The organism is Acinetobacter sp. V91_7, from assembly GCF_031799075.1.
In the GTDB taxonomy this organism is placed as follows: domain Bacteria; phylum Pseudomonadota; class Gammaproteobacteria; order Pseudomonadales; family Moraxellaceae; genus Acinetobacter; species Acinetobacter calcoaceticus.
On the sequence record NZ_JAVQNT010000018.1, the window covers coordinates 160,296 to 180,609 of the forward strand.

A 20,314-nucleotide genomic window follows, 5' to 3' on the forward strand; every position below is an offset into this window, starting at 1 on the left:
ACCGATGCTTATAAAGCGATGTTCAATAAAGGTGCAGCAAAAATAATTAAACTTGCCACAGCAGCGCCAATTAAAGCTCCTACAATCACATCACTTGGGTAGTGAAGACCAAGTACCATTCGAGACAATGCCACGAGCACCATGAAAGGAAACATCGCAGCAAGCAGGACTGGCTGGATATAGCCCAAGACAATTGTCACCATCACAGCATGAAGCGTATGGCCAGATGGAAAGCTGAAATGATCGAGTGGTCTCTCACCTAGCACAATCACCTGATGCACCTGATAAGGACGAGGTCGCGTTGTTTTATGTTTTAAAAATTTATAGATTGCCGTTCCAAGAGAACCACCCAGTAATAAGTAGATGATTTGCAGGCTATAGGTGATGCCTTGCATCCCCCATACAATTGCCAGCATCAGATACCAAAATGGTCCATCACCCACACGACTGATGATTTTGAAAAAAAGGGCAACACGTTGTGAGTGAGAGAAATTGTTCAGATATAAACAGCCTCTCAAATCTAAATCGAGTATTTTTATTTTTGCATTCTTAAATTTCATGGTCATTCTCCTATTTTAGGATACTTAGGTGAAGTCCACAGAGGGCTCCTTCACTACCTGATAAAATGCCTGCTCCAATTGCTGAACCGGAAGTTGCCAACCGCTTTGCTGTACTTTATGACAGGCTTGTACGCCCATTTCTCTAAGTTGTTGTACTGAAGGAAGCTGATAAATTTGTTGTATAAAGTGGCTTTTGTGTCCAAGTGGGCTTAACCAGCCATTCACACCATGTGTTAAGTATTGATGTGCACATGCATAATCATACGCGATAACTGGCAAACCGCTTGCCATTGCCTCTAAAACTACGTTACCAAACGTTTCAACTTGACTCGCAAATACGAATACATCTGCACTCGCATAGGCAGTTGCCAAGTCTTGACCTCTCAGACTTCCGGTAAAGATAACACCCTTCGCTTCAGGCAATGATTTTAACCGAGCAAAATCTGGGCCATCTCCCACAATAACTAACTTAGTTTTATATGGCTGAACAGTTTGTAGGTTGGCATAACTTTCAATGAGCACTTGCACTTCTTTCTCTGGAGACAAACGTCCCACATAGAGCATAACGCGAGTATTCTCATCGGCGTCCCATTGCTTTCGCAAATTTTCAGAACGATGCTTTGGTGAAAATCTCGTTGTGTCTACGCCGCGCCCAACAACAACCAGTGGACACGTAATACCGAAACCTCGTAATGCTTCTTGTGTATCTTTACTCGGCACACAGGTCACTTGAGTATTATTGTGAAACCAGCACAGGTATTTTTGAATTGGTTTTACTAAAAAAGCCAAATCAAAGAATCGGCTAAAATCTTGAAAGGGTGAATGAAAGCCGCTAGAAACCGGAATAGCTTTTGCTTTTGCGGCCTGCATGGCAGTTAAACCTAAAGGACCTTCTGTCACAATGTGGACTACATCTGGCACAAACTTTTCAAAAGCTTTCGATACTTTTAGATATTGTGGCCAACCAAACTGTAAAGTCGGATATTTTGGAATCGCTTGCGACATGACCAGACATTCTTGCTCTGGTGTAAAGTCATGGCATTTTGCTTTTTGTTCTGGGCGAATCAATAAAATCTTATGCCCCTGCTTTTGTAAGCCTTGGCATAACTGTAATAATGAAAGTGCCACACCATTAATTTCAGGTGGCCATGTTTCGGTAACAATCGCAATTTTTAAACGCGGGCGAACCAACTCATGTAATGAGTGGGTATTAGACAACTGCTGCTTTTGTTTAAAATAGAATTGGAAGCTTTCAGGAAGTTGCTGTTGTTTTAATAGTGCTGTCGCGTATGAGCTTTGCATAGCGCCATCCATCAATGTATTTATTTTCATGCTTAAAGATTAAGCAGTTTTTTTGACACTTTGATGATAAATGCATGACAGTTTACTGACATGAAAAATAAAAAAAGCACACTGATGACAGTGTGCTTTTCTCTTAAAGCTTAATAACGCTTAGCGATTTTGCAATTTTGCATAATCCATAAGTACATTTGCAGCTTCAGTCACAAAAGTTTCTTCTTCTGGCAATGCAGGACGTTGTGAAGCCTTCATTTTAGCGCGAGATTCAGCTAGAGCATCTAATGAAGCTTGATAGCTTTCCCAGTTTGCAAAAGGCTTTTGGCCACTTGCTGCACGGCGTTCATTTTCTGCATCTAGAGTCTGTTTCTCTAAACCAAGCAATTCTGCACGGCGTTTATCAATATCAAGTACGACTTGCTTTTGCTCACTTGTAACCTTAGCAATCGCAGTACGTTTATTTAAATATTTAAACTGAGGATCGACAGCAACACGTTGTTCAGAAGACTGAGACAACTTCGCGACATATGGCTGAACAGAACCTTCACGTTTAAATGGCGCTGTAGGAATGGTGTCCCACTTCAACGCATTCTTCGATTTACGTTCACCAAACTCTTCGTTATAGATATCGACGAGTTTAATGTCTGGCACTACACCTTTATTTTGTGTACTACCACCCGTAATACGGTAGAACTTACGCTGAGTTAAAGTCGCTTGACCGTATGCCAGAGTATCAAGTTGTACCTGAGCAGTACCCTTACCAGTTGTTGTACTACCAATAATAATACCGCGCTCATAATCTTGAATTGCAGCAGAGTAAATTTCACTTGCGGACGCTGACGCCAAGTTCACCATTACAGCAAGAGGGCCAGTGTAAATTTGTTGACCACCGTCGTTGTCTTCAAAAACACTTACGTTGCCATTACCATCACGAATTTGGACAACTGGACCAGACTTAATCACTTGACCCAGCATACGTGCAACTTCTTCTAATGAACCACCTGGGTCATTACGTAGGTCAATGATAATACCTTCTACTTTCTTCGCTTTTAAGGCTTCAAAAGCATTTGCAGTATCTTCCGAAACTGAACGGTACTGTTGACCAGCACGACGTGAACGATAGTCAAAATAGAATGATGGAATTTCGATTACGCCCAATACGTGCTTTTTACCATCACGTGTCACTTCAACTGTGCGTGAACGAACACCAGCATCTTCTTCTTGAATAACATCACGCACCAAAGTCACATTACGTGCCTGACTCATTGATGCACCAGCACCAAGAAGTTTTAATGTTACTTTCGTTCCGCGTTTACCACGAATAAGCCCAACAATTTCAGAACTTGACCAGCCAACCACATCAATCATTTTCTCGCCTTCTTGGGCGACACCAACGATTCGATCTCCTGATTTCACTTGACCAGACTTACTAGCAGGACCACCTTCTACAATGGTTTCAATCTTGGTGTAATCTTCATTGCCACGCTCTGGACGAATCGATACCCCAATACCTTCTAGTTGTAAGGTCGTTTGGCGATTAAGTTCTATCGCATCAATTGGCGGGTAATAGTTACTATGTGGATCATAGGTCGCCAACATTGCATTTAATGTTTTGTCCAACACATCATCGCTTTTCACACGACTAATTCTTTCAAGCTGACGTGTATAACGTTTAGTTAAGGTCTGAGCTGGCGTTAAATCTTCTGGGCCAGTTAAGTCTTGACCATCAGCAAGTGAAGGGTTTTCTTTAAGCGCTTTTTGTTTTGCCTGCTCTTCTTCACGACTAATAGTTAAGTTGATTAACTGCGAAACCAGCATTTTACGCCAGTGGTTTTGTTGCTCAGCTGTCGTTTTAAAATACGGTGCTTTTTCACGATCAACTTCAATATAGCTATTTGGCTGTTTTAAATTTTGCTGTTGTTTCAACTCAGCCAACATGAACTCATAAAATTGTTTTAAGCGTTCACGATATTGCTGATGAATTGCAAATGGCCCTGTTAAGTTCCCCGCCTTTAATGAAGCACCAAAATTTGAACCATATAGTTTTTTATAATTTTGAACTTCAGCGTCTAAAAATAGTGAGTGATCTGGGTCAAGATTATCTAAATACATATCGAGAATACGATTTGATGTTGTTGCATCCAGACGCATATTCAAATAATGTTGGCGATCAACTAAAGTTGCCAGTTGGCGGGCTACCAAAGCCTGCTCTTGCGTTGGCTGGATCGATTGAGAAACCACAGCAGTATTCGTTGCTGCTCTCGCTTCATTCATCGTATGAGAGAAGAATAAACCGCCAGTCGCGATCGCTACTGCACAAGCTATAGTTTGAAGTTTCATAAATTTTTAATACTTCCTTGGGTGTTCCTATCTTACATGCTCTGTTTTCGATATGAACTAAGCAGATTCAAAATCTTAACCAACTAAATTGTTTATACCGTGTAGTTTTATCATATTCTGTACTGACAAAATGTAGCAAAACATTGCAAAATTCGCTTATTGTTTTTCAATCAAAATTCAAATGGAACCAATATGATTGGCGCATTGATGCTGGATATCGCCGGCACAGAACTTACTCAAGAAGATATTGAACTATTACGCGCTCCGCAAGTCGGTGGCATGATTTTATTTGCACGAAATATTGAATCTCCGCAACAAGTGCGTGCTTTAACAGACCACATGCGTCAAATTCGTCCAGATATTTTAATTGCTGTCGACCAAGAAGGTGGTAGAGTTCAGCGCCTAAGATCTGGTTTCACCTTATTACCGGCCATGGGCCGTTTTGGTGAACTTTATATTACCCAACCTCAAAAAGCACTTGAGCTAGCTGAACAGTGTGGTTGGCTCATGGCAACCGAAGTCCTTGCTGTAGGTATTGATTTCAGTTTTGCACCAGTTTTAGACCTTAATGCAATTAGTGACGTGATTGGTGACCGAGGTTTCTCTAAAAATATTGAGGATATCGCACCTCTTGCTGGCGCATTTATGCAAGGCATGAAAAAAGCCGGAATGGCAAACACGGGCAAACACTTCCCGGGCCACGGTTCCGTGAAAGCAGATTCTCATGTCGCAGCTGCAATTGACAGCCGTAGCTATGATGAAATCTATAATCATGACATGCAAAGCTTTATCAAGCTCATGCCTCAGCTTGATGCACTCATGCCAGCACATGTTATTTATGATCAGATTGACCCAAATCCAGCTGGTTTTTCACCTTTTTGGATTCAAGAAGTTCTACGTAACCGTTTGAAGTTTGATGGTGTACTTTTCTCTGACGACTTAAGTATGCAGGCCGCATGTGTAGCAGGTGGTGCAGATGCACGTATTCAAGCCGCGCTTTCTGCGGGTTGTGATATGGGACTTGTGTGTAATGACCGTGATGCGGCATGCACAGCACTAGAAGGTATCGAAAAACTTGCTCTGCCAAACCAAGAACGCTTAGAACGTATGCGCGGTCAAATTCCACAAATTCAGATTGGTGAAACCTTATCGCTTGGAAGTGAGTGGCAGGCTGTCAAAACTGCCATTGAAGAGTTTAAGAATTCAATTTAAGTTAGTATAAATTTCAATTGGCTACAAAAACCTATTCACTATCTGATACGCGGTTAAGTCATACGCAACCTGAGCAATGCAAAAGCGTTAGCGCTTTCGCATTGCGCAAGACAAACGAAGTGCGTAGTATTTTACTCAAGCATAGCTTTCGTTTTACGGTACGGCAAAGATAATTAATCTTTGCTATTCGCACCTCAGGTTTTGGTTACTTTTCCCGAAAGAAAAGTAACTCTAACTGAAAGTTCATCCTAGAATGCCAACCTAATTGACAGGACTCCGTCATGCAGGTTCATTCAACATCAATGCATTAAAACCTCTTCATTGTTATGAATAATGAAGATCACACAAAAACAATAAACCGAGTTCAGGACGAATGACACAACAACTTTCTAAACACCGCCATATTTCTTTTACTGCACACTATACCGGCTATATCTGGTACCAAATGGGGATCTCTCACGAAGCACTTGCTACAGCTAAAGGAAAATCACTGGCGTATTTGGTTCACCCTATAGAGTCTTGGGCCGAGAAATATGTGGGTGGTAGCATGCGCACCACACTCAAACAACGCCATACGATGCTTGATCATCATTTAGAGAAGTTAATTCAAGAAAATCCTGATCTACAAGTCTTAGAAATAGCATGTGGCCTGTCCCCTCGCGGATGGTGGTTTAGACAGCATTACCCTTCAATTACCTATCGGGAGCTTGATTTACCCGACATGGCACAAACCAAACAAAATGCACTTCAACAAATTGAAAAAAATGCGCCCGAAATTCTCTCAGTCGATTTATTTACGGAAGCTTTTGCGCAAGCATTTGAAGTATTTGACCCTAAACGCCCATTGGTTGTGATTAGTGAAGGTTTAATTAACTATTTTGATAAAGATTTATTAAAACAACTCATTCAATCGATCGCTCACTATGGTGCTGCTTTTAAAACATTCTATTATTTAACGGATCTGTACCCTGAGCCAGTTAAAAATAAACTTGCCAGTATTATCTGGAACAGTAGTAAGCTACTTAAATTAATGTCCCGTAGTTCCTTTAGTTTTCATTTTAAAAGTCCTCAAGAAGTGCAGGATTTTTTTAAAGATGCGGGGTTTCAACAAGTCACAGTTGAACAGCCACAAATATTTTTTGGACAAGTTTCTTCCGATGGTCATGAGCAACATTTAGGTGATCTTGTCTGGATAATCCATAGCCAAACAAAATAATAAGCATAAAAAATTGGAAGCTCGAAAATTACGAGCTTCCAACTATAAGGAATAGATTAAACAGTTTGTTTTTGACGAGCAATAAAACGACTTAAACGATCAGCAAGTTCAAAACTACCATGTTTAAATAAAGCTCGAATCCCCTGCTCTGTACTTTCAAAAATTAAACATTCAATTGAAAAAGTACCTTCTTCATCTTCTAAATGCAGTGCCAAATCACGTGGATGTTCATTTACAAAATCCAGCTTCGAAACATCATCCATTTTTAAATACATACCAAAGAATGTGACATCAACGATCGTCACTGGCACCTGTGCATCAAACTCTCGGTGAGTAAGTTGAGTTTTCGGCTGCAAAACTGGCACTCGCTCTTCACCACGGCGTTCCATCTTTTGCATTTGTTCACGTGTCATAGGAATAATTCCATCCAGATTATGGATAGACTCCCCCTTCAAGAAAGTGGTGAACAAACTCATAGTTTCTTTACGGCGTTGCAACTGAGGTACATGGTCAGCGTTTGCAATAAGTGCAAATTCCATATCTGGACATTGCAAAGCAAAATTTGCATTTTCATGAGGCAGAGTAAAACTATCGTACTGCCCTGCAGCAACGAGAGTTTTACACGCCGGAATTGGTACATCAGTTAAACGCAAAAGACGATTACAGTTAATTTCATAACGCTCTCGCTCTGTGCCCGTAAACTCAGCCATTTGCCTAAAAAATAATTTTTTGGCTGTAGGTGACATGCGGGTTTTATCTAATTTTGCATGATTCACCAAATATAAAATCACAGCTTGCCCAAACTCTTCCATGCGGTTTTCTTGCATGAGTTTGAGGGACTCTTCCAAAATCATTCGCCAACTTTTTCGGGTCTTTTGCATAACACCCATCAAAATCATGCGGTCCATTAATTCTGGGCGATGATAAGCAAAGCAAGAGGCTATCACCGACCCCAAAGACATTCCCATCACAGAAACTTTCTGTAGTCCAACAATATCCAGCCAGCGTCCCAACATTTTAGATAAATCAGGTAATTCTAAAGTACCCGCAGATACTCCTGTATCCCGATTGGTAATTTGCTGATTTGCGCCCATAGAAGGTAAATCAATTAAGATTACCGGACCGCTTTCAAACAATTGTTCAACACAATATTTATAAGAATTAAAATTCTGGAAAGCACCGCCCACAATCACAATTGGCGTATTGTGAATCGTTTTTGGATCGGCAATTGCCATATATTCAATCTTCCAGCCGTCAATCCATGTTGTACGAGCAGGTTGTTTAAAACTATCTCTATGGTAGATATCGAAAAAGCCAAAACCGGCATAAGCTTGGTTTATCTCCGAATCCATTTGAATAATGGAATTCATATCCTTGCTTCCTCCTTGCTGTAATTTTTTTATGCTGCAAGAGTTCCTTCTTGAACACGTAATCTTTTATGCACAAAACTTTAAAATTTGTATTAGTTTGTATTGCACAATAACATTCTAAACAATTGTGTGAAATATACGCAATCGCTCAAATGACCGCTCATCTTGTTTAAGTCGCTAATAGTTTGCAAAATATTTAAATGTTTTTTTATAGCGGTCACATTTTTCAAAAAAAGCCATTCATTGTTCCGCATTTGACTGCTACTATCGTAGTCATTGGTAAACGATTAAAAACGGCTATGCAAGATTCAATTGAACAATATATGCAAAAAGTCGGGCAACAAGCACGTGACGCCTCACGCGTCTTAACAAGTGCTTCTACCTCGCTTAAAAATCATGCACTCTCTGCTATTTATACTGCTTTGGAAAATAATCAGGCAGCAATCTTGGCAGCGAATCAAGTGGACATGGATAAAGGTCGTAGCAATCAGCTCGATAGCGCATTGCTTGATCGTCTTGAACTTACGCCCGCACGTTTTAAAGGAATGTTGCAAGGTTTAAAAGATGTGATCGCGCTTGTCGATCCTATTGGGGAAATTACTGATCTTGCATACCGCCCAACAGGTATTCAAATTGGCAAAATGCGTGTACCTCTAGGGGTCGTTGGGATGATTTACGAATCGCGCCCAAATGTCACGCTAGAAGCAGCATCTTTAGCCATCAAATCGGGCAATGCCATTATTTTGCGTGGTGGTTCAGAAGCACTTGAGTCAAATAAAGCAATTGCAGAAGCAATTAAGCATGGCTTAAAAGTAGCAGGCTTACCTGAACATTCAGTACAAGTAATTGATACGCCTGATCGTGCGGCAGTCGGCCACCTTATTACTATGGCTGAATATGTGGATGTCATTGTTCCACGTGGTGGTAAAAGCTTAATTGAGCGTGTGACGAATGAAGCACGTATTCCTGTTATTAAGCATCTTGATGGTAACTGTCATGTATTTGTCGAAGCGCAAGCAGACCTTCACAAAGCCTTACCTATTACATTGAATGCAAAAACTCATCGCTATGGTGTTTGTAATGCGATGGAAACTCTGCTTATTGATGAAAAAATTGCAGACGTTTTCTTACCACGCATTGCCGAACTTTATGCAGAAAAGCAAGTTGAACTACGTGGCTGCCCAGAAACACGCCGAATTTTAGGCCCATCTGTTAAAGCTGCAACGGAAGAAGATTGGTATACCGAATATTTAGGGCCAATTCTTGCAATTAAAGTTGTTAGTGGTTTAGACGAAGCAATTGAGCATATCAACAAATATGGTTCACATCACACCGATGCGATTGTGACCGAAAATTATAGTTTGGCGCGTCAATTCTTGGCTCGTGTAGATTCAAGTTCAGTAGTTGTCAATGCTTCGACTCGTTTTGCTGATGGTTTTGAATATGGCTTAGGTGCAGAAATTGGTATCTCTACAGATAAAATCCATGCACGTGGTCCAGTTGGTTTAGAAGGTTTAACTTCTCAAAAATGGATTGTGTTAGGTGACGGTCAGATTCGTCAATAATCGATCTACTATTCCAAACAAAAACGCCTGATATTAATCAGGCGTTTTTGTTTATTTTATTATTCAAATTTTACAATCAAAAAAAACCAGCCCGATGGCTGGTTTTTTTAACTACATACTACTTAGAAAATAAAGTCGGTATTCACAAATTTAGAATAGTGCTCAGACACCATAGAGGCCAGCATGCCTTTGCTGTCATCAGTCTGTTTAGCAGCAATCATAGAACGGATAGAGAATGCACGCAGCGCATCATGCACAGACAGTGTACCTTCCGCAGAATCTTTACGACCACCGAATGGAAACACATCTGGTCCACGTTGGCACTGACAATTAATGTTTACACGGCAAACCTGATTGACCAGCGGATCAACCAAATGGCCAATTTGCTCAGGGTCGCTACCAAAAATACTCACCTGCTGACCATGATCAGAAGTAGTGACATATTCCAGCACAGTTTCAATGTCATCATAAACAGAGACTGGTACCACTGGACCAAACTGTTCTTCACGATACAGTCTCATCCCTTCAGTCACTGGATAAACTACGGCTGGATAGAACATAGTTTTGCAGAATTCACCACCTTCTACATTAACCACTTTTGCCCCTTTAGCCACGGCATCTTCAATGACTTCTGTCATGTAAGCCGTACGGTGCATGCCTGGCAAAGGAGTAATAAACACACCTTTTTCCCACGGCATACCCACTTTCAGCTTGGCCAGTTCAGCCGTTAAGCGGTTAACAAATTCATCGGCTATCGAGCGATGTACCATCAGCATTTTGAGCGCAGTACAACGCTGACCATTGAATGACAATGCACCCAGCAGACACTCTTTCACTGTCAGATCCAAGTCGGCATCCGGCAGAATAATGGCTGCATTTTTCGCGTCTAGCCCCAAAATCGCACGCAGACGGTGAGATTTAGGATGTTGCTTTTTCAAGTAATCGGCCACTTTGCTAGAACCAATCAGCGCCAATACGTTGATTTTTCCAGATGCCAACAGATGCGGCACCACCAGTGAGCCTGGCGCATAGATGGTATTGATCACACCTTTCGGGAATGATTCACGGAATGCTTCCAGCAATGGTTCAAACAACAAGGTACCAAATTGAGGTGGTTTGAAGACGATGGTATTACCCATTAGCATAGCCGGAATCAGGGTAGCAAAGGTTTCATTCAGCGGATAGTTATATGGCCCCATACATAACACTACGCCCAACGGGGTACGACGGATTTGACCAATGGTACCTTCAGCAATCACAAAGCGGGAGTTAGCATTGTCTAAGTCTTTCAGGGCATCAATGGTTTGACGCATGTAGGTGACAGTACGGTCAAACTCTTTCTCAGAGTCAGCTAAGCTCTTGCCAATTTCCCACATGATCAGTTTAACAATCAGGTCTCGCCGCTCCACCATACGCTGAATAAAATTCTGCATACAGGCAATGCGCTCACCAACTTTCATCATTGGCCATTCACCACGACCATTGTTGTAGGCCCGTACTGCTGCTTCTAGTGCTTCGTCGCTTTCCTTCTCACCCATGATTGGATAACTGCCAAGCTCAACTTGCTGCAAACTACCATCAGGTTGCTGAGTCCAGATTGGGGACAATGTTTTCTTGGTTACACCAGCCCATAACTTCAGCTCACCATCTACTAATGAGACACGCTGATGAATCTGGGATGGTAGACGCACGCTCTCAGGAATACTATCTACGATGGGAAATTTCTGCTGCAAATTATTTGAATGACTCATTCTTCTTATCTCCAAGTTTGATATATTTATGTATTTATATATTCGAACCTAGCCCGCTATGATCAGACCTTGTTCCTGTGAATACCAGTACCATTACTGGTATTCACTTTGCTTGAGCCGCACCACAAATCAATCAAGACTTTGCAATGTTTATAAATGAGGTTACCCCCTACACACGCTGTCAGTTACCCCTAATTTTTGCATGACCTGCACAACTATTTGTTCAGGTGTCAATGCGATATCAATCGTAATTGCCTCATGAACATCAGGTTCTTCTAAAGTATCAAGCTGAGTCTGCAATAACGAAGGGTCGAAAAAATGACCCGCTCGCTCAGCAAGACGCTGTTTTAACAACTCATATGACCCTTTTAAATATACAAACTGCACATTCTGGTCATGGCCGCGTAAAATATCTCGGTAGACTCGCTTTAATGAAGAACAAGTAAACACTGCGGTCTCACCCGCCTGCTGTTTCTCTTCAATAGCTTTACGAATCGCGTGTAACCAAGGCATGCGATCTTCATCAGTTAAAGGAATACCCTGACTCATCTTGCTTTTATTTGCAGTCGAATGCAGTGTATCTCCATCGAGAAACTCACAAGCCAAATGCTCCGACAGTAACTCACCAATCAGTGTTTTGCCTGTTCCACAGACACCCATTGCAATCACAATCATGGATTACTTACCTCTAATTATAAAATAGTGCTAAGAAGTAGCGTGAAAGACAAACCCAACACCGAAATAATGGTTTCTAATACTGACCAAGTTTTGAGTGTCTGCCCTACTGTCATACCAAAATATTCTTTGATTAACCAAAATCCTGCATCATTTACATGAGAGAAAACTAATGAACCTGAACCTGTTGCAAGTACTAAAAGTTCCGGTCTAACGGTAACACCAGCTGTAGCAGCAATCGGAGCGACAATACTACAAGCAGTAGCCATAGCGACTGTTGCCGATCCTGTTGCTAAACGAATCAATGCCGCAACTAACCAGCCCAACAATAAAGGTGACAAATTTGCCTTCAAGGCTGTAGAAACGATCTCATTAGAAATACCACTGTCACGCAAAATACCGCCAAAACCACCACCAGCACCGACAATCAACATAATTCCGGCAATAGAAGCTAAACAACCGCCACAGAATTTTTCGATCTGTTCACGGTTAAAGCCCTGCATCGTACCAAAGGTAATAAAGCTGACCAGTACGGCAATAAGCAATGCGATATCAGAAGTACCAATGAAACGTAGTAAATCATTTGCGAAAGTTTGTGGTGCAAAGAAAAGATCAGCCCAACTTCCGATTAACATTAATACGACAGGCAACATAATCGTAAATAAGGTAATTCCAAAGCTTGGTAGCTCACGAGTTTCTTTCTTATCTACCTCAACAAATTGCTTAAACAATGGATTGTTCTCAGGCAATTTGACATATTTGTTGATCCATAATGCATACAACGGCCCTGCAACAATCGCCGTTGGTACGCCCACTAACAAACTGTAGGCAATTGTTTTACCAATATCAGCGTGATATGCCTGTACTGCCAACAACGCTGCCGGATGTGGTGGAATCAAACCATGCACAACGGACAACCCTGCAACCATAGGCAAACCTACGACCAATAACGACTTGCCCGTTCTTTTAGCAATGTTAAAAGCAATTGGAATAAGGAGTACGAAGCCCACTTCGAAAAATACGGGCAGCCCCACAATAAGGGCAATAAACATCATGGCCCAGTGAATATTTTTCTCACCGAACCATTTAATTAAAGTAATTGCTATTCGCTCTGCACCACCCGACTCGGCCATCATTTTACCGAGCATCGTTCCGAGTGCGATTACAATCGCAAGGTGACCCAAGGTTTTACCAGTACCAGCTTCGTAGGATTTAACAATATCGCCCATTGGCATGCCAACAGCTAAGGCTAAACCGAGTGAAACAATAATAAGAACTAGAAATGGATAAATTCTGAACTTCGCGATCATGACAACTAAAGCAATAATCGCGATTACAGTATAGATAAGCAACATGCCACCCTGAACCGTCTCCATGTGACATTTCTCCTTGGAGTAACTATCTAGGCTAAGCCCAAATAAAGGTCTTCAACCAGGATAATTCCTACTGTTGAGACACTAATTTTTTATATTTAGGTATGACCAGCATCACTACTGGTCATATCGACATAAGCTCTAAAGCACATCAAACGCGCTTCATTTTTTATAAATATTGATTACATTTACAATGTTCTCAACTGACTAGCCAATTGTGCCAAGCGAGTAATTTCCGCCCAATCTTGTGAAGCAACTGCCGCTTTCGGTGTTAACCACGAACCACCAACACACACCACATTCGGTTGCTTCAAGAAATCTGGTGCTGTCTCTACAGTAATGCCACCTGTAGGGCAAAAACGTAGGTTAGGAAATGGACCATAAAATGCTTTTAGCATCTCGACTCCACCCGCTTGCTGGGCTGGAAAGAACTTCACAATTTCATAACCTAATTCAATTGCCTGAATCAGGTCACTTGGCGTCATTACACCCGGCAATAAAGGCAAACCTGCATCTTGCGCAGCCAAATGTAAATCTTTAGTCAAACCTGGTGACACACCAAATTGAGCACCAGCTTTTTTGGCTTGAGCACAATGTTCTGGCTTAGTAATCGTACCTACACCGACCACAATGTCATCTGCCAACTGGCTCGCACGCTCAATAGCAGCCAGTCCTGCCGCAGTACGTAACGTAATTTCCAATACTTTCACGCCACCAGTGTGCAGCGCGCGTGATACATGTTCACCTTGCTCGGCAGACTCAAATGCCAGTACCGGAATCACTGGTCCTAATTGAACGACATCTTCAATCTTAATCATTACTTTTCTATTCCTATTATTATTAAAGTCTAAGGTTGAACGATTTCACCAACCAATGCACCAAACACAGAAGCACCATGCTCAGCTGGTGCAGCAGCGGCACGGAAAACACCAAATAATTCACGGCCAAAACCGACTTCGTTTTCTGCCTGATGTTCAGGTTGTGCAACAGGGCGTGACTGCCAAACAGCTTCATCTAACTCAATATCGAGTACACCAGCTTCAGCATCAATCACCAACATATCTCCCGTTTGCACTTTAGCAATCGGACCGTTCAGCAAAGCCTCTGGAGATAAATGAATCACTGCTGGAACTTTACCTGAAGCACCAGACATACGGCCATCGGTTACTAATGCCACATGGAAACCTTGATCTTGTAAAACACCTAATACAGGGGTTAAACGATGTAGCTCTGGCATACCATTCGCACGCGCGCCTTGGAAGCGAACAACAGCAATGAAATCACGATGTAACTCACCACGATCAAATGCAGCCTGCACTGCTTCTTGAGAATCAAACACGATTGCAGGTGCTTTAACTTTACGATGTTCTGGAGCAACGGCAGAGATCTTGATGACGCCACGGCCAAGACGACCTTGCATTAAACGCAAACCACCATCTGGTTGAAACGGCTCATCGAAACTACGCAAAACTTTGTCGTCAAGGCTTTTAACCACGCCATCAACCCAAGTGAGCTTACCGTCGATCAGTTTTGGTTCTTTGGTGTAATGGTATAAACCCTTACCTGCAACGGTAGTCACATCGTTATGCAACAAACCAGCTTCAAGCAAATTACGAATGAGGAAAGCAACCCCACCCGCAGCCTGAAAATGGTTCACATCGGCCTTACCATTTGGATAAATTTTGGCTAACAATGGAACAACAGCCGACAATTCATCAAAGTCATCCCAGTCAATCAAGATGCCAGCAGCACGGGCAATCGCAATAAGATGCAAAGTATGGTTAGTCGATCCACCTGTGGCTAATAACGCCACAATACCGTTTATAATTGCTTTTTCATCAACGACATGACCAATCGGCGTGTAGTTTCCGCGCTCAACGGTTAAATCAAGTACACGAATCGTAGCTTCTGCGGTGAGGGCATCACGTAATGGTGTGTGAGGATGAACAAATGCAGCACTTGGAAGGTGTAAACCCATCACTTCCATCAACATTTGATTACTGTTGGCTGTACCATAAAATGTACAAGTACCTTGTCCGTGATAGGCTGCTGATTCAGCTTCAAGCAAAGCATCGCGCCCAACTTCACCTGTTGCGAATTGCTGACGGATTTTGGCTTTATCGTCATTAGATAACCCACTTGTCATTGGGCCCGCAGGCACAAAAATGGTAGGTAAATAACCAAACTGCAAAGCACCAATTAACAACCCTGGCACAATCTTGTCGCAAACACCCAGACATAATGCTGCATCAAACATGTTATGAGACAATGCAATCGCTGTGCTCATCGCAATGGTTTCACGAGAGAACAATGATAGTTCCATGCCAGCATTACCTTGAGTAATACCGTCACACATCGCTGGCACACCGCCAGCAAATTGCGCTACACCACCATTTTCACGAGCGGCTGTTTTAATTAGATCTGGAAATGTTTTATAGGGTGCATGTGCCGAGAGCATTTCGTTATATGAAGATACAATGCCAATATTTGGCTCACGGCCTACTTTAATAATTAATTTTTCATTATCTTCCATGCTGGCAAAACCATGAGCCAGATTGGCACATGAGAGTGCACCACGAGCAGGAAATTTGCCTTGTGCATGTTCAATACGTTGTAAATATGCAGAACGAGTTTTTTGACTACGCGCAATTACGCGCTCGGTAACTTTTGCCAGTATGGGATTCGGCAAGTCCATGCAGGACGCTCCTGTACAACCGGATAAGCCGGAAAATAAAAATAAACCAAATGATATATTTTTCTGATCATTTGAAAAAGGATGAATAATATTATTCAGGCGAAAAGCGACATGCAACCCTAGGCAATGCTGCTTTAATGACCTCATCATAGACCTTAAAGGTATAGCAAGCTTAGGTTTTAGACCAAAAATCTATTTAAAAACTCGATTATTTATGCTTAAACCGCACTTCAGAAATTATGGTAAAATTATTGTAATATCAATATTATGAAACACATTGAACAATATCTAGATAATAAGCTTTTCATACTATTTTTTAGTTCTAATAAGCCTATGTTTTATTCTTTATAATTCTCATTCCTACTATTAATTCTTAATTTCAATTACGTATATTATTTGTAATATATTTTTCAAATTTAATTAAAGAGACTTCTGCCCTCTTAATAAAGAATCAATACCCACCATTTAAAATAAAATTTGATTCAAGCTTATTTTTCATAAATGTATACAAAAAACTCGTTTGCATCCTTATAAAAAAACAAGGAATACAGTGATTAAGCTTTATACTGAACAAATATTAGTTACAAATAATTTGATGGTCGATAGTGCTTAAGTCTAATGGGCTAAAGTCTATCTTGGACAGAAAAACAACACATGTTAAAACATGACAACCCGTTCAACCTGTATCTGAAAATAATACATTTTGAACAGGAAGTTAGGAAAACTATTTTAAATCAGGACGTGGGTATTTCAACGTGGCTACATCAGTATTAGTTATCAATTGCGGCTCTTCATCTATTAAATACGCGCTAGTTTCAGAACGTCGTGAAGATCGTATTTACGGTTTAGCAGAAAACTTGGGGGCAGCCGATGCTCGTATTAAGGGAGTGACAGTTGGTGGTGAACCACTGGAACTTTCAATTCCTTATGCTGACCATGCCAAAGCTTTAGAAACTTTACTTGCACGTCTTGCTAACTACAAACCGCAAGCAATCGGACATCGTGTTGTACACGGCGGTAGTTTAACCAAAGCAGAATTACTCACTCCTGAAATTATTGAACGTATTCGCGCTGCAACACCTTTGGCTCCGCTTCACAACCCAGCACATTTAATCGGTATTGACGCAACCGTACGCCTATTTCCTGAATTGCCTCAAGTTGCAGTATTCGACACCGCATTTCATCAAACCATGCCACCGCATGCCTACCGTTATGCAATTCCTAAGTTCTTATATACCGAACATAACGTCCGTCGTTATGGCTTCCATGGTACAAGCCATGCCTATGTGTCTGACCGAGCAAGTGAACTTGCAGGCAATCTGAAAAAAGGTGGTTGGTTAACAGCGCACCTAGGAAATGGTAGTTCAACTTGCGCGGTATGGAACGGACAAAGTGTTGATACCTCTATGGGCCTTACTCCACTTGAAGGTGTGGTGATGGGAACTCGTAGTGGTGACGTTGACCCAAGCTTACATAGTTTCCTTGCTAAAAATCTTGGTTGGGATTTGGCTAAAATTGATAAGGTTTTAAATAACGAAAGTGGATTACTTGGCTTGTCGCAATTGTCTAATGACATGCGTACCGTGATTGAAGCAGCAGAAATTGGCAATGAAGATGCTTGCCTTGCAATTGAAGTGTTTAGTTATCGCCTTGCAAAATCACTTGCTGCGTTAAGCTGTGGTTTACCAACTTTAGACGGCCTCATTTTCACAGGTGGTATTGGTGAAAACTCGGCATATATTCGTGAAAAAACTTTAGCGTATTTACCTCATTTTGGTTTGCAGCTCGACAAAGATCAAAACAACAACTTAAAACGTGGCACTGAAGGCCGAATCGATAATGGAACAGGTCCACAAATTTGGGTCATTCCAACAGACGAAGAAGGCCGTATTGCCAAAGAAACCCGTCAAGTTGTTGAAGCGGCAGGAACTACAGCATCTGTAGCGAGCCTTGCTTAATCAAATCTTAGCGAAAACTCGATATTCATTTATTTATAGGTTTATATGAATACAATTTTATTGATTCCTACAGGTGAAGGGGTTGGTTTAACCTCTGCCTGCCTAGGCATGATTTACGCACTTGATTGTAACGGGATTAAAGCAGGCTTTTTAAAACCATTTTCTCAAGAAGACCAAGAGCATCTTGATCGAACAACTTCTTTATTTGGTCACTTATTTCAAGGTAAAACCGTTCAATCTATTTCGCATGAAAAATTAACTCAGCTTATTGCCGCTGGGGAAGTGGATGAATTACTTGAAGAGGCTGTAAGCCTACATCGCAGTGTGGCAGCAGACCATGATGTCATTATTGTGGAAGGTTTATTACCAAACGGACAAGACCACTTCGCAAGTGAACTCAACGCAAGTCTTGCACAAGCACTTGATGCAGAAGTCGTATTGGTCAGTACAGCAGATATTCAAAATCCGAAAAAAGCCGCAGAAAAAGTAGATGCTCATTTACGTCAGTTTGGCGGTGCAGCGTCAAATCGTACTGCGGGTGTACTCTTTATGCGTACCCGTGGATTAACCGAAGAAACAGCACAAATTCCTGTTGCGTTTGATCCATCATTACGACCAACCGAAGACATCGCAAAATTTACGACCGAACTGCAAAAATATAATCGTTATTTTGGCTCTAGCGATTTACCAATTATTGGTTTAGTTCCATTTAGTAATACGCTGAGCGTACCGAGAACCCTAGATATTGCGAATGTGATTGATGGGCAATGGGTACATCAAGGTGAAGCTAAAACACGCCGTATTTTGCATTCAAGTTTAATTGCGTCAAGCATTGAATATGAACTAAACAAATTCATTGCAGGCGAACTAATTATTAGTGCGTCTGAGCGTACCGACGTTTTACTTGCAAGTAGTTTGGCGACCAGTAATGGTATTCCACTCGCTGGTTTGGTTCTTACTGAACGTGAAGCACCAGCTCCTGAGCTTTTAGAGTTTTGCCAAAGTGCGATCAAGCAAGGCTTACCAATTTTACATACACGTCTCAATACATTAGAAACTGCTCAGCGTTTATCTGATTTTGGTAATGAAATTCCCGTCGATGATACTGAACGTGCAGAACAAGTGACTCGTTTTGTTTCAAGTCATATTGATGTCGAATGGCTCAAGCAGCACAGTAACAATGCAGCTACCCCTCGTCTGTCGCCATCGGCTTTCCGTCACGAACTGGTGCAAAAATCGATTGCAGCGAAAAAACGAATTGTACTGCCTGAAGGCGATGAGCCACGCACCATTCAAGCTGCGGCAATTTGTCAGGCACGTGGCATTACTGACTGTATTTTACTGGCAAAACCAGAGGCTGTTCAGGATGTTGCAAAAGCCCGTGGTATTGAATTACCAGCCGGATTAGCAATTGTCGATCCAGATAGCATTCGCGACCAATATGTAGCGCCAATGGTCGAGCTGCGTAAAGGTAAACTCAACGAGCTTCAGGCAAAGGAACAACTTCAAGACACCGTAGTACTCGGTACGATGATGTTAGCTTTAGACGAAGTAGATGGCCTAGTTTCTGGCGCAGTACACACCACAGCAAATACGGTCCGCCCTGCATTCCAGCTCATCAAAACAGCCCCTGAATATTCACTAGTTTCATCTATCTTCTTTATGCTTTTACCAGATGAAGTTTATGTATATGGTGACTGTGCAATTAACCCAGACCCTACAGCCGAACAACTGGCTGAAATTGCGATTCAGTCTGCTGACTCGGCTAAAGCTTTTGGAATTGACCCTCGTATTGCCATGATCAGCTACTCAACCGGTACTTCTGGAACAGGTGCAGATGTTGAGAAGGTACAACAAGCAACTCAAATTGCTCAGCAACGTCGCCCTGATTTACTTATTGATGGTCCACTTCAATACGATGCTGCTTCAGTTGAAAGTGTTGGACGCCAAAAAGCACCAGAGTCGCGCGTTGCAGGTCGTGCCAATGTATTTATTTTCCCTGACTTAAATACGGGTAACACCACCTACAAAGCAGTACAACGTGCTGCGAATGTTGTGAGCGTTGGACCAATGTTGCAAGGCCTAAACAAACCAGTAAATGACTTGTCTCGCGGAGCATTGGTAGATGACATCGTGTTTACCATTGCATTAACGGCAATTCAGGCTGAACAGCAAGCTGCTGCTAAATAATTAATAATTTTATCCGCTTCTACCTCTCGCCATTTGATGTCCGCTCAAATGGCTTTTTTTATTTTAATCGTTTCAAAATAAATAATTTCCTATCTCTGACGTTTAAATGCACC

General features: G+C 41.7%; 15 protein-coding genes. 6 read left to right on the forward strand and 9 right to left on the reverse strand.

Going from position 1 to position 20,314, the window contains the following annotated elements; genetic code table 11:
- Positions 1–8 precede the first annotated feature (8 nt).
- The 3 genes from RMB03_RS01405 to RMB03_RS01415 form a co-directional block, all read right to left on the reverse strand.
- Positions 9–560, reverse strand: coding sequence for a phosphatase PAP2 family protein (locus RMB03_RS01405; protein ID WP_005036937.1), 552 nt, complete (start codon positions 558–560; stop codon positions 9–11).
- 24 nt (positions 561–584) lie between these two features.
- The gene (locus RMB03_RS01410; protein WP_311073602.1) at positions 585–1,874 is read right to left on the reverse strand and encodes a glycosyltransferase family 1 protein; all 1,290 of its coding nucleotides are present in this window, start codon (positions 1,872–1,874) and stop codon (positions 585–587) included.
- Between the two features lie 138 nt (positions 1,875–2,012).
- Positions 2,013–4,196, reverse strand: a complete 2,184-nt coding sequence (locus RMB03_RS01415; RefSeq protein WP_133747619.1) for a carboxy terminal-processing peptidase — start codon at positions 4,194–4,196, stop codon at positions 2,013–2,015.
- A gap of 192 nt (positions 4,197–4,388) precedes the next feature.
- On the opposite strand from RMB03_RS01415, the gene nagZ reads away from it, so the two are divergent.
- Together nagZ and RMB03_RS01425 are read left to right on the forward strand one after the other, a co-directional pair.
- On the forward strand, positions 4,389–5,408 hold the full coding sequence (gene nagZ / locus RMB03_RS01420) for a beta-N-acetylhexosaminidase (protein WP_311073321.1): 1,020 nt from the start codon (positions 4,389–4,391) through the stop codon (positions 5,406–5,408).
- Positions 5,409–5,781: 373 nt separating this feature from the next.
- A complete protein-coding gene (locus RMB03_RS01425; protein WP_209734707.1) occupies positions 5,782–6,624 on the forward strand; it encodes a class I SAM-dependent methyltransferase in 843 nt (280 codons plus the stop codon).
- A gap of 56 nt (positions 6,625–6,680) precedes the next feature.
- Here RMB03_RS01425 and RMB03_RS01430 read toward each other — a convergent pair whose 3' ends face one another.
- A complete protein-coding gene (locus tag RMB03_RS01430; protein ID WP_311073324.1) occupies positions 6,681–7,994 on the reverse strand; it encodes an alpha/beta hydrolase in 1,314 nt (437 codons plus the stop codon).
- Positions 7,995–8,293: 299 nt separating this feature from the next.
- Here RMB03_RS01430 and RMB03_RS01435 point away from each other — a divergent pair, with 299 nt between their 5' ends.
- A complete protein-coding gene (locus tag RMB03_RS01435) occupies positions 8,294–9,559 on the forward strand; it encodes a glutamate-5-semialdehyde dehydrogenase (RefSeq protein WP_311073603.1) in 1,266 nt (421 codons plus the stop codon).
- A 122-nt stretch (positions 9,560–9,681) separates the two neighbouring features.
- Here RMB03_RS01435 and RMB03_RS01440 read toward each other — a convergent pair whose 3' ends face one another.
- From RMB03_RS01440 to edd, 5 genes are all read right to left on the reverse strand, one after another.
- The gene (locus tag RMB03_RS01440; RefSeq protein WP_311073326.1) at positions 9,682–11,310 is read right to left on the reverse strand and encodes an NADP-dependent glyceraldehyde-3-phosphate dehydrogenase; all 1,629 of its coding nucleotides are present in this window, start codon (positions 11,308–11,310) and stop codon (positions 9,682–9,684) included.
- 162 nt (positions 11,311–11,472) lie between these two features.
- Complete coding sequence (locus tag RMB03_RS01445) at positions 11,473–11,985, reverse strand: gluconokinase (protein ID WP_005036944.1); 513 nt, start codon at positions 11,983–11,985, stop codon at positions 11,473–11,475.
- Between the two features lie 17 nt (positions 11,986–12,002).
- Positions 12,003–13,361: a gluconate:H+ symporter gene (locus RMB03_RS01450; protein WP_056482915.1), complete on the reverse strand. Its 1,359-nt coding sequence runs from the start codon at positions 13,359–13,361 to the stop codon at positions 12,003–12,005.
- Positions 13,362–13,546: 185 nt separating this feature from the next.
- On the reverse strand, positions 13,547–14,176 hold the full coding sequence (eda, locus tag RMB03_RS01455) for a bifunctional 4-hydroxy-2-oxoglutarate aldolase/2-dehydro-3-deoxy-phosphogluconate aldolase (RefSeq protein WP_017388409.1): 630 nt from the start codon (positions 14,174–14,176) through the stop codon (positions 13,547–13,549).
- A gap of 29 nt (positions 14,177–14,205) precedes the next feature.
- Positions 14,206–16,053, reverse strand: a complete 1,848-nt coding sequence (gene edd / locus RMB03_RS01460; protein ID WP_311073329.1) for a phosphogluconate dehydratase — start codon at positions 16,051–16,053, stop codon at positions 14,206–14,208.
- A gap of 654 nt (positions 16,054–16,707) precedes the next feature.
- On the opposite strand from edd, the gene RMB03_RS01465 reads away from it, so the two are divergent.
- The 3 genes from RMB03_RS01465 to pta are packed head-to-tail and all read left to right on the forward strand — an operon-like array spanning position 16,708 to position 20,201.
- The gene (locus RMB03_RS01465) at positions 16,708–16,827 is read left to right on the forward strand and encodes a hypothetical protein (protein WP_080026271.1); all 120 of its coding nucleotides are present in this window, start codon (positions 16,708–16,710) and stop codon (positions 16,825–16,827) included.
- Entirely contained in the window at positions 16,809–18,011 is a 1,203-nt protein-coding gene (locus tag RMB03_RS01470) for an acetate/propionate family kinase (RefSeq protein ID WP_003654854.1), read from the forward strand. Before RMB03_RS01465 ends, RMB03_RS01470 begins: the two co-directional genes overlap by 19 nt.
- A gap of 45 nt (positions 18,012–18,056) precedes the next feature.
- On the forward strand, positions 18,057–20,201 hold the full coding sequence (gene pta / locus RMB03_RS01475; protein ID WP_311073332.1) for a phosphate acetyltransferase: 2,145 nt from the start codon (positions 18,057–18,059) through the stop codon (positions 20,199–20,201).
- Positions 20,202–20,314: the final 113 nt, after the last annotated feature.

Bases quoted from the DNA above. Each gene is read 5' to 3' on its own strand.
- RMB03_RS01405 (WP_005036937.1), bottom strand. From the start codon at position 560: ATGAAATTTAAGAATGCAAAAATAAAAATACTCGATTTAGATTTGAGA.
- RMB03_RS01410 (WP_311073602.1), bottom strand. From the start codon at position 1,874: ATGGATGGCGCTATGCAAAGCTCATACGCGACAGCACTATTAAAACAA.
- RMB03_RS01415 (WP_133747619.1), bottom strand. From the start codon at position 4,196: ATGAAACTTCAAACTATAGCTTGTGCAGTAGCGATCGCGACTGGCGGT.
- nagZ (WP_311073321.1), top strand. From the start codon at position 4,389: ATGATTGGCGCATTGATGCTGGATATCGCCGGCACAGAACTTACTCAA.
- RMB03_RS01425 (WP_209734707.1), top strand. From the start codon at position 5,782: ATGACACAACAACTTTCTAAACACCGCCATATTTCTTTTACTGCACAC.
- RMB03_RS01430 (WP_311073324.1), bottom strand. From the start codon at position 7,994: ATGAATTCCATTATTCAAATGGATTCGGAGATAAACCAAGCTTATGCC.
- RMB03_RS01435 (WP_311073603.1), top strand. From the start codon at position 8,294: ATGCAAGATTCAATTGAACAATATATGCAAAAAGTCGGGCAACAAGCA.
- RMB03_RS01440 (WP_311073326.1), bottom strand. From the start codon at position 11,310: ATGAGTCATTCAAATAATTTGCAGCAGAAATTTCCCATCGTAGATAGT.
- RMB03_RS01445 (WP_005036944.1), bottom strand. From the start codon at position 11,985: ATGATTGTGATTGCAATGGGTGTCTGTGGAACAGGCAAAACACTGATT.
- RMB03_RS01450 (WP_056482915.1), bottom strand. From the start codon at position 13,361: ATGGAGACGGTTCAGGGTGGCATGTTGCTTATCTATACTGTAATCGCG.
- eda (WP_017388409.1), bottom strand. From the start codon at position 14,176: ATGATTAAGATTGAAGATGTCGTTCAATTAGGACCAGTGATTCCGGTA.
- edd (WP_311073329.1), bottom strand. From the start codon at position 16,053: ATGGACTTGCCGAATCCCATACTGGCAAAAGTTACCGAGCGCGTAATT.
- RMB03_RS01465 (WP_080026271.1), top strand. From the start codon at position 16,708: ATGTTAAAACATGACAACCCGTTCAACCTGTATCTGAAAATAATACAT.
- pta (WP_311073332.1), top strand. From the start codon at position 18,057: ATGAATACAATTTTATTGATTCCTACAGGTGAAGGGGTTGGTTTAACC.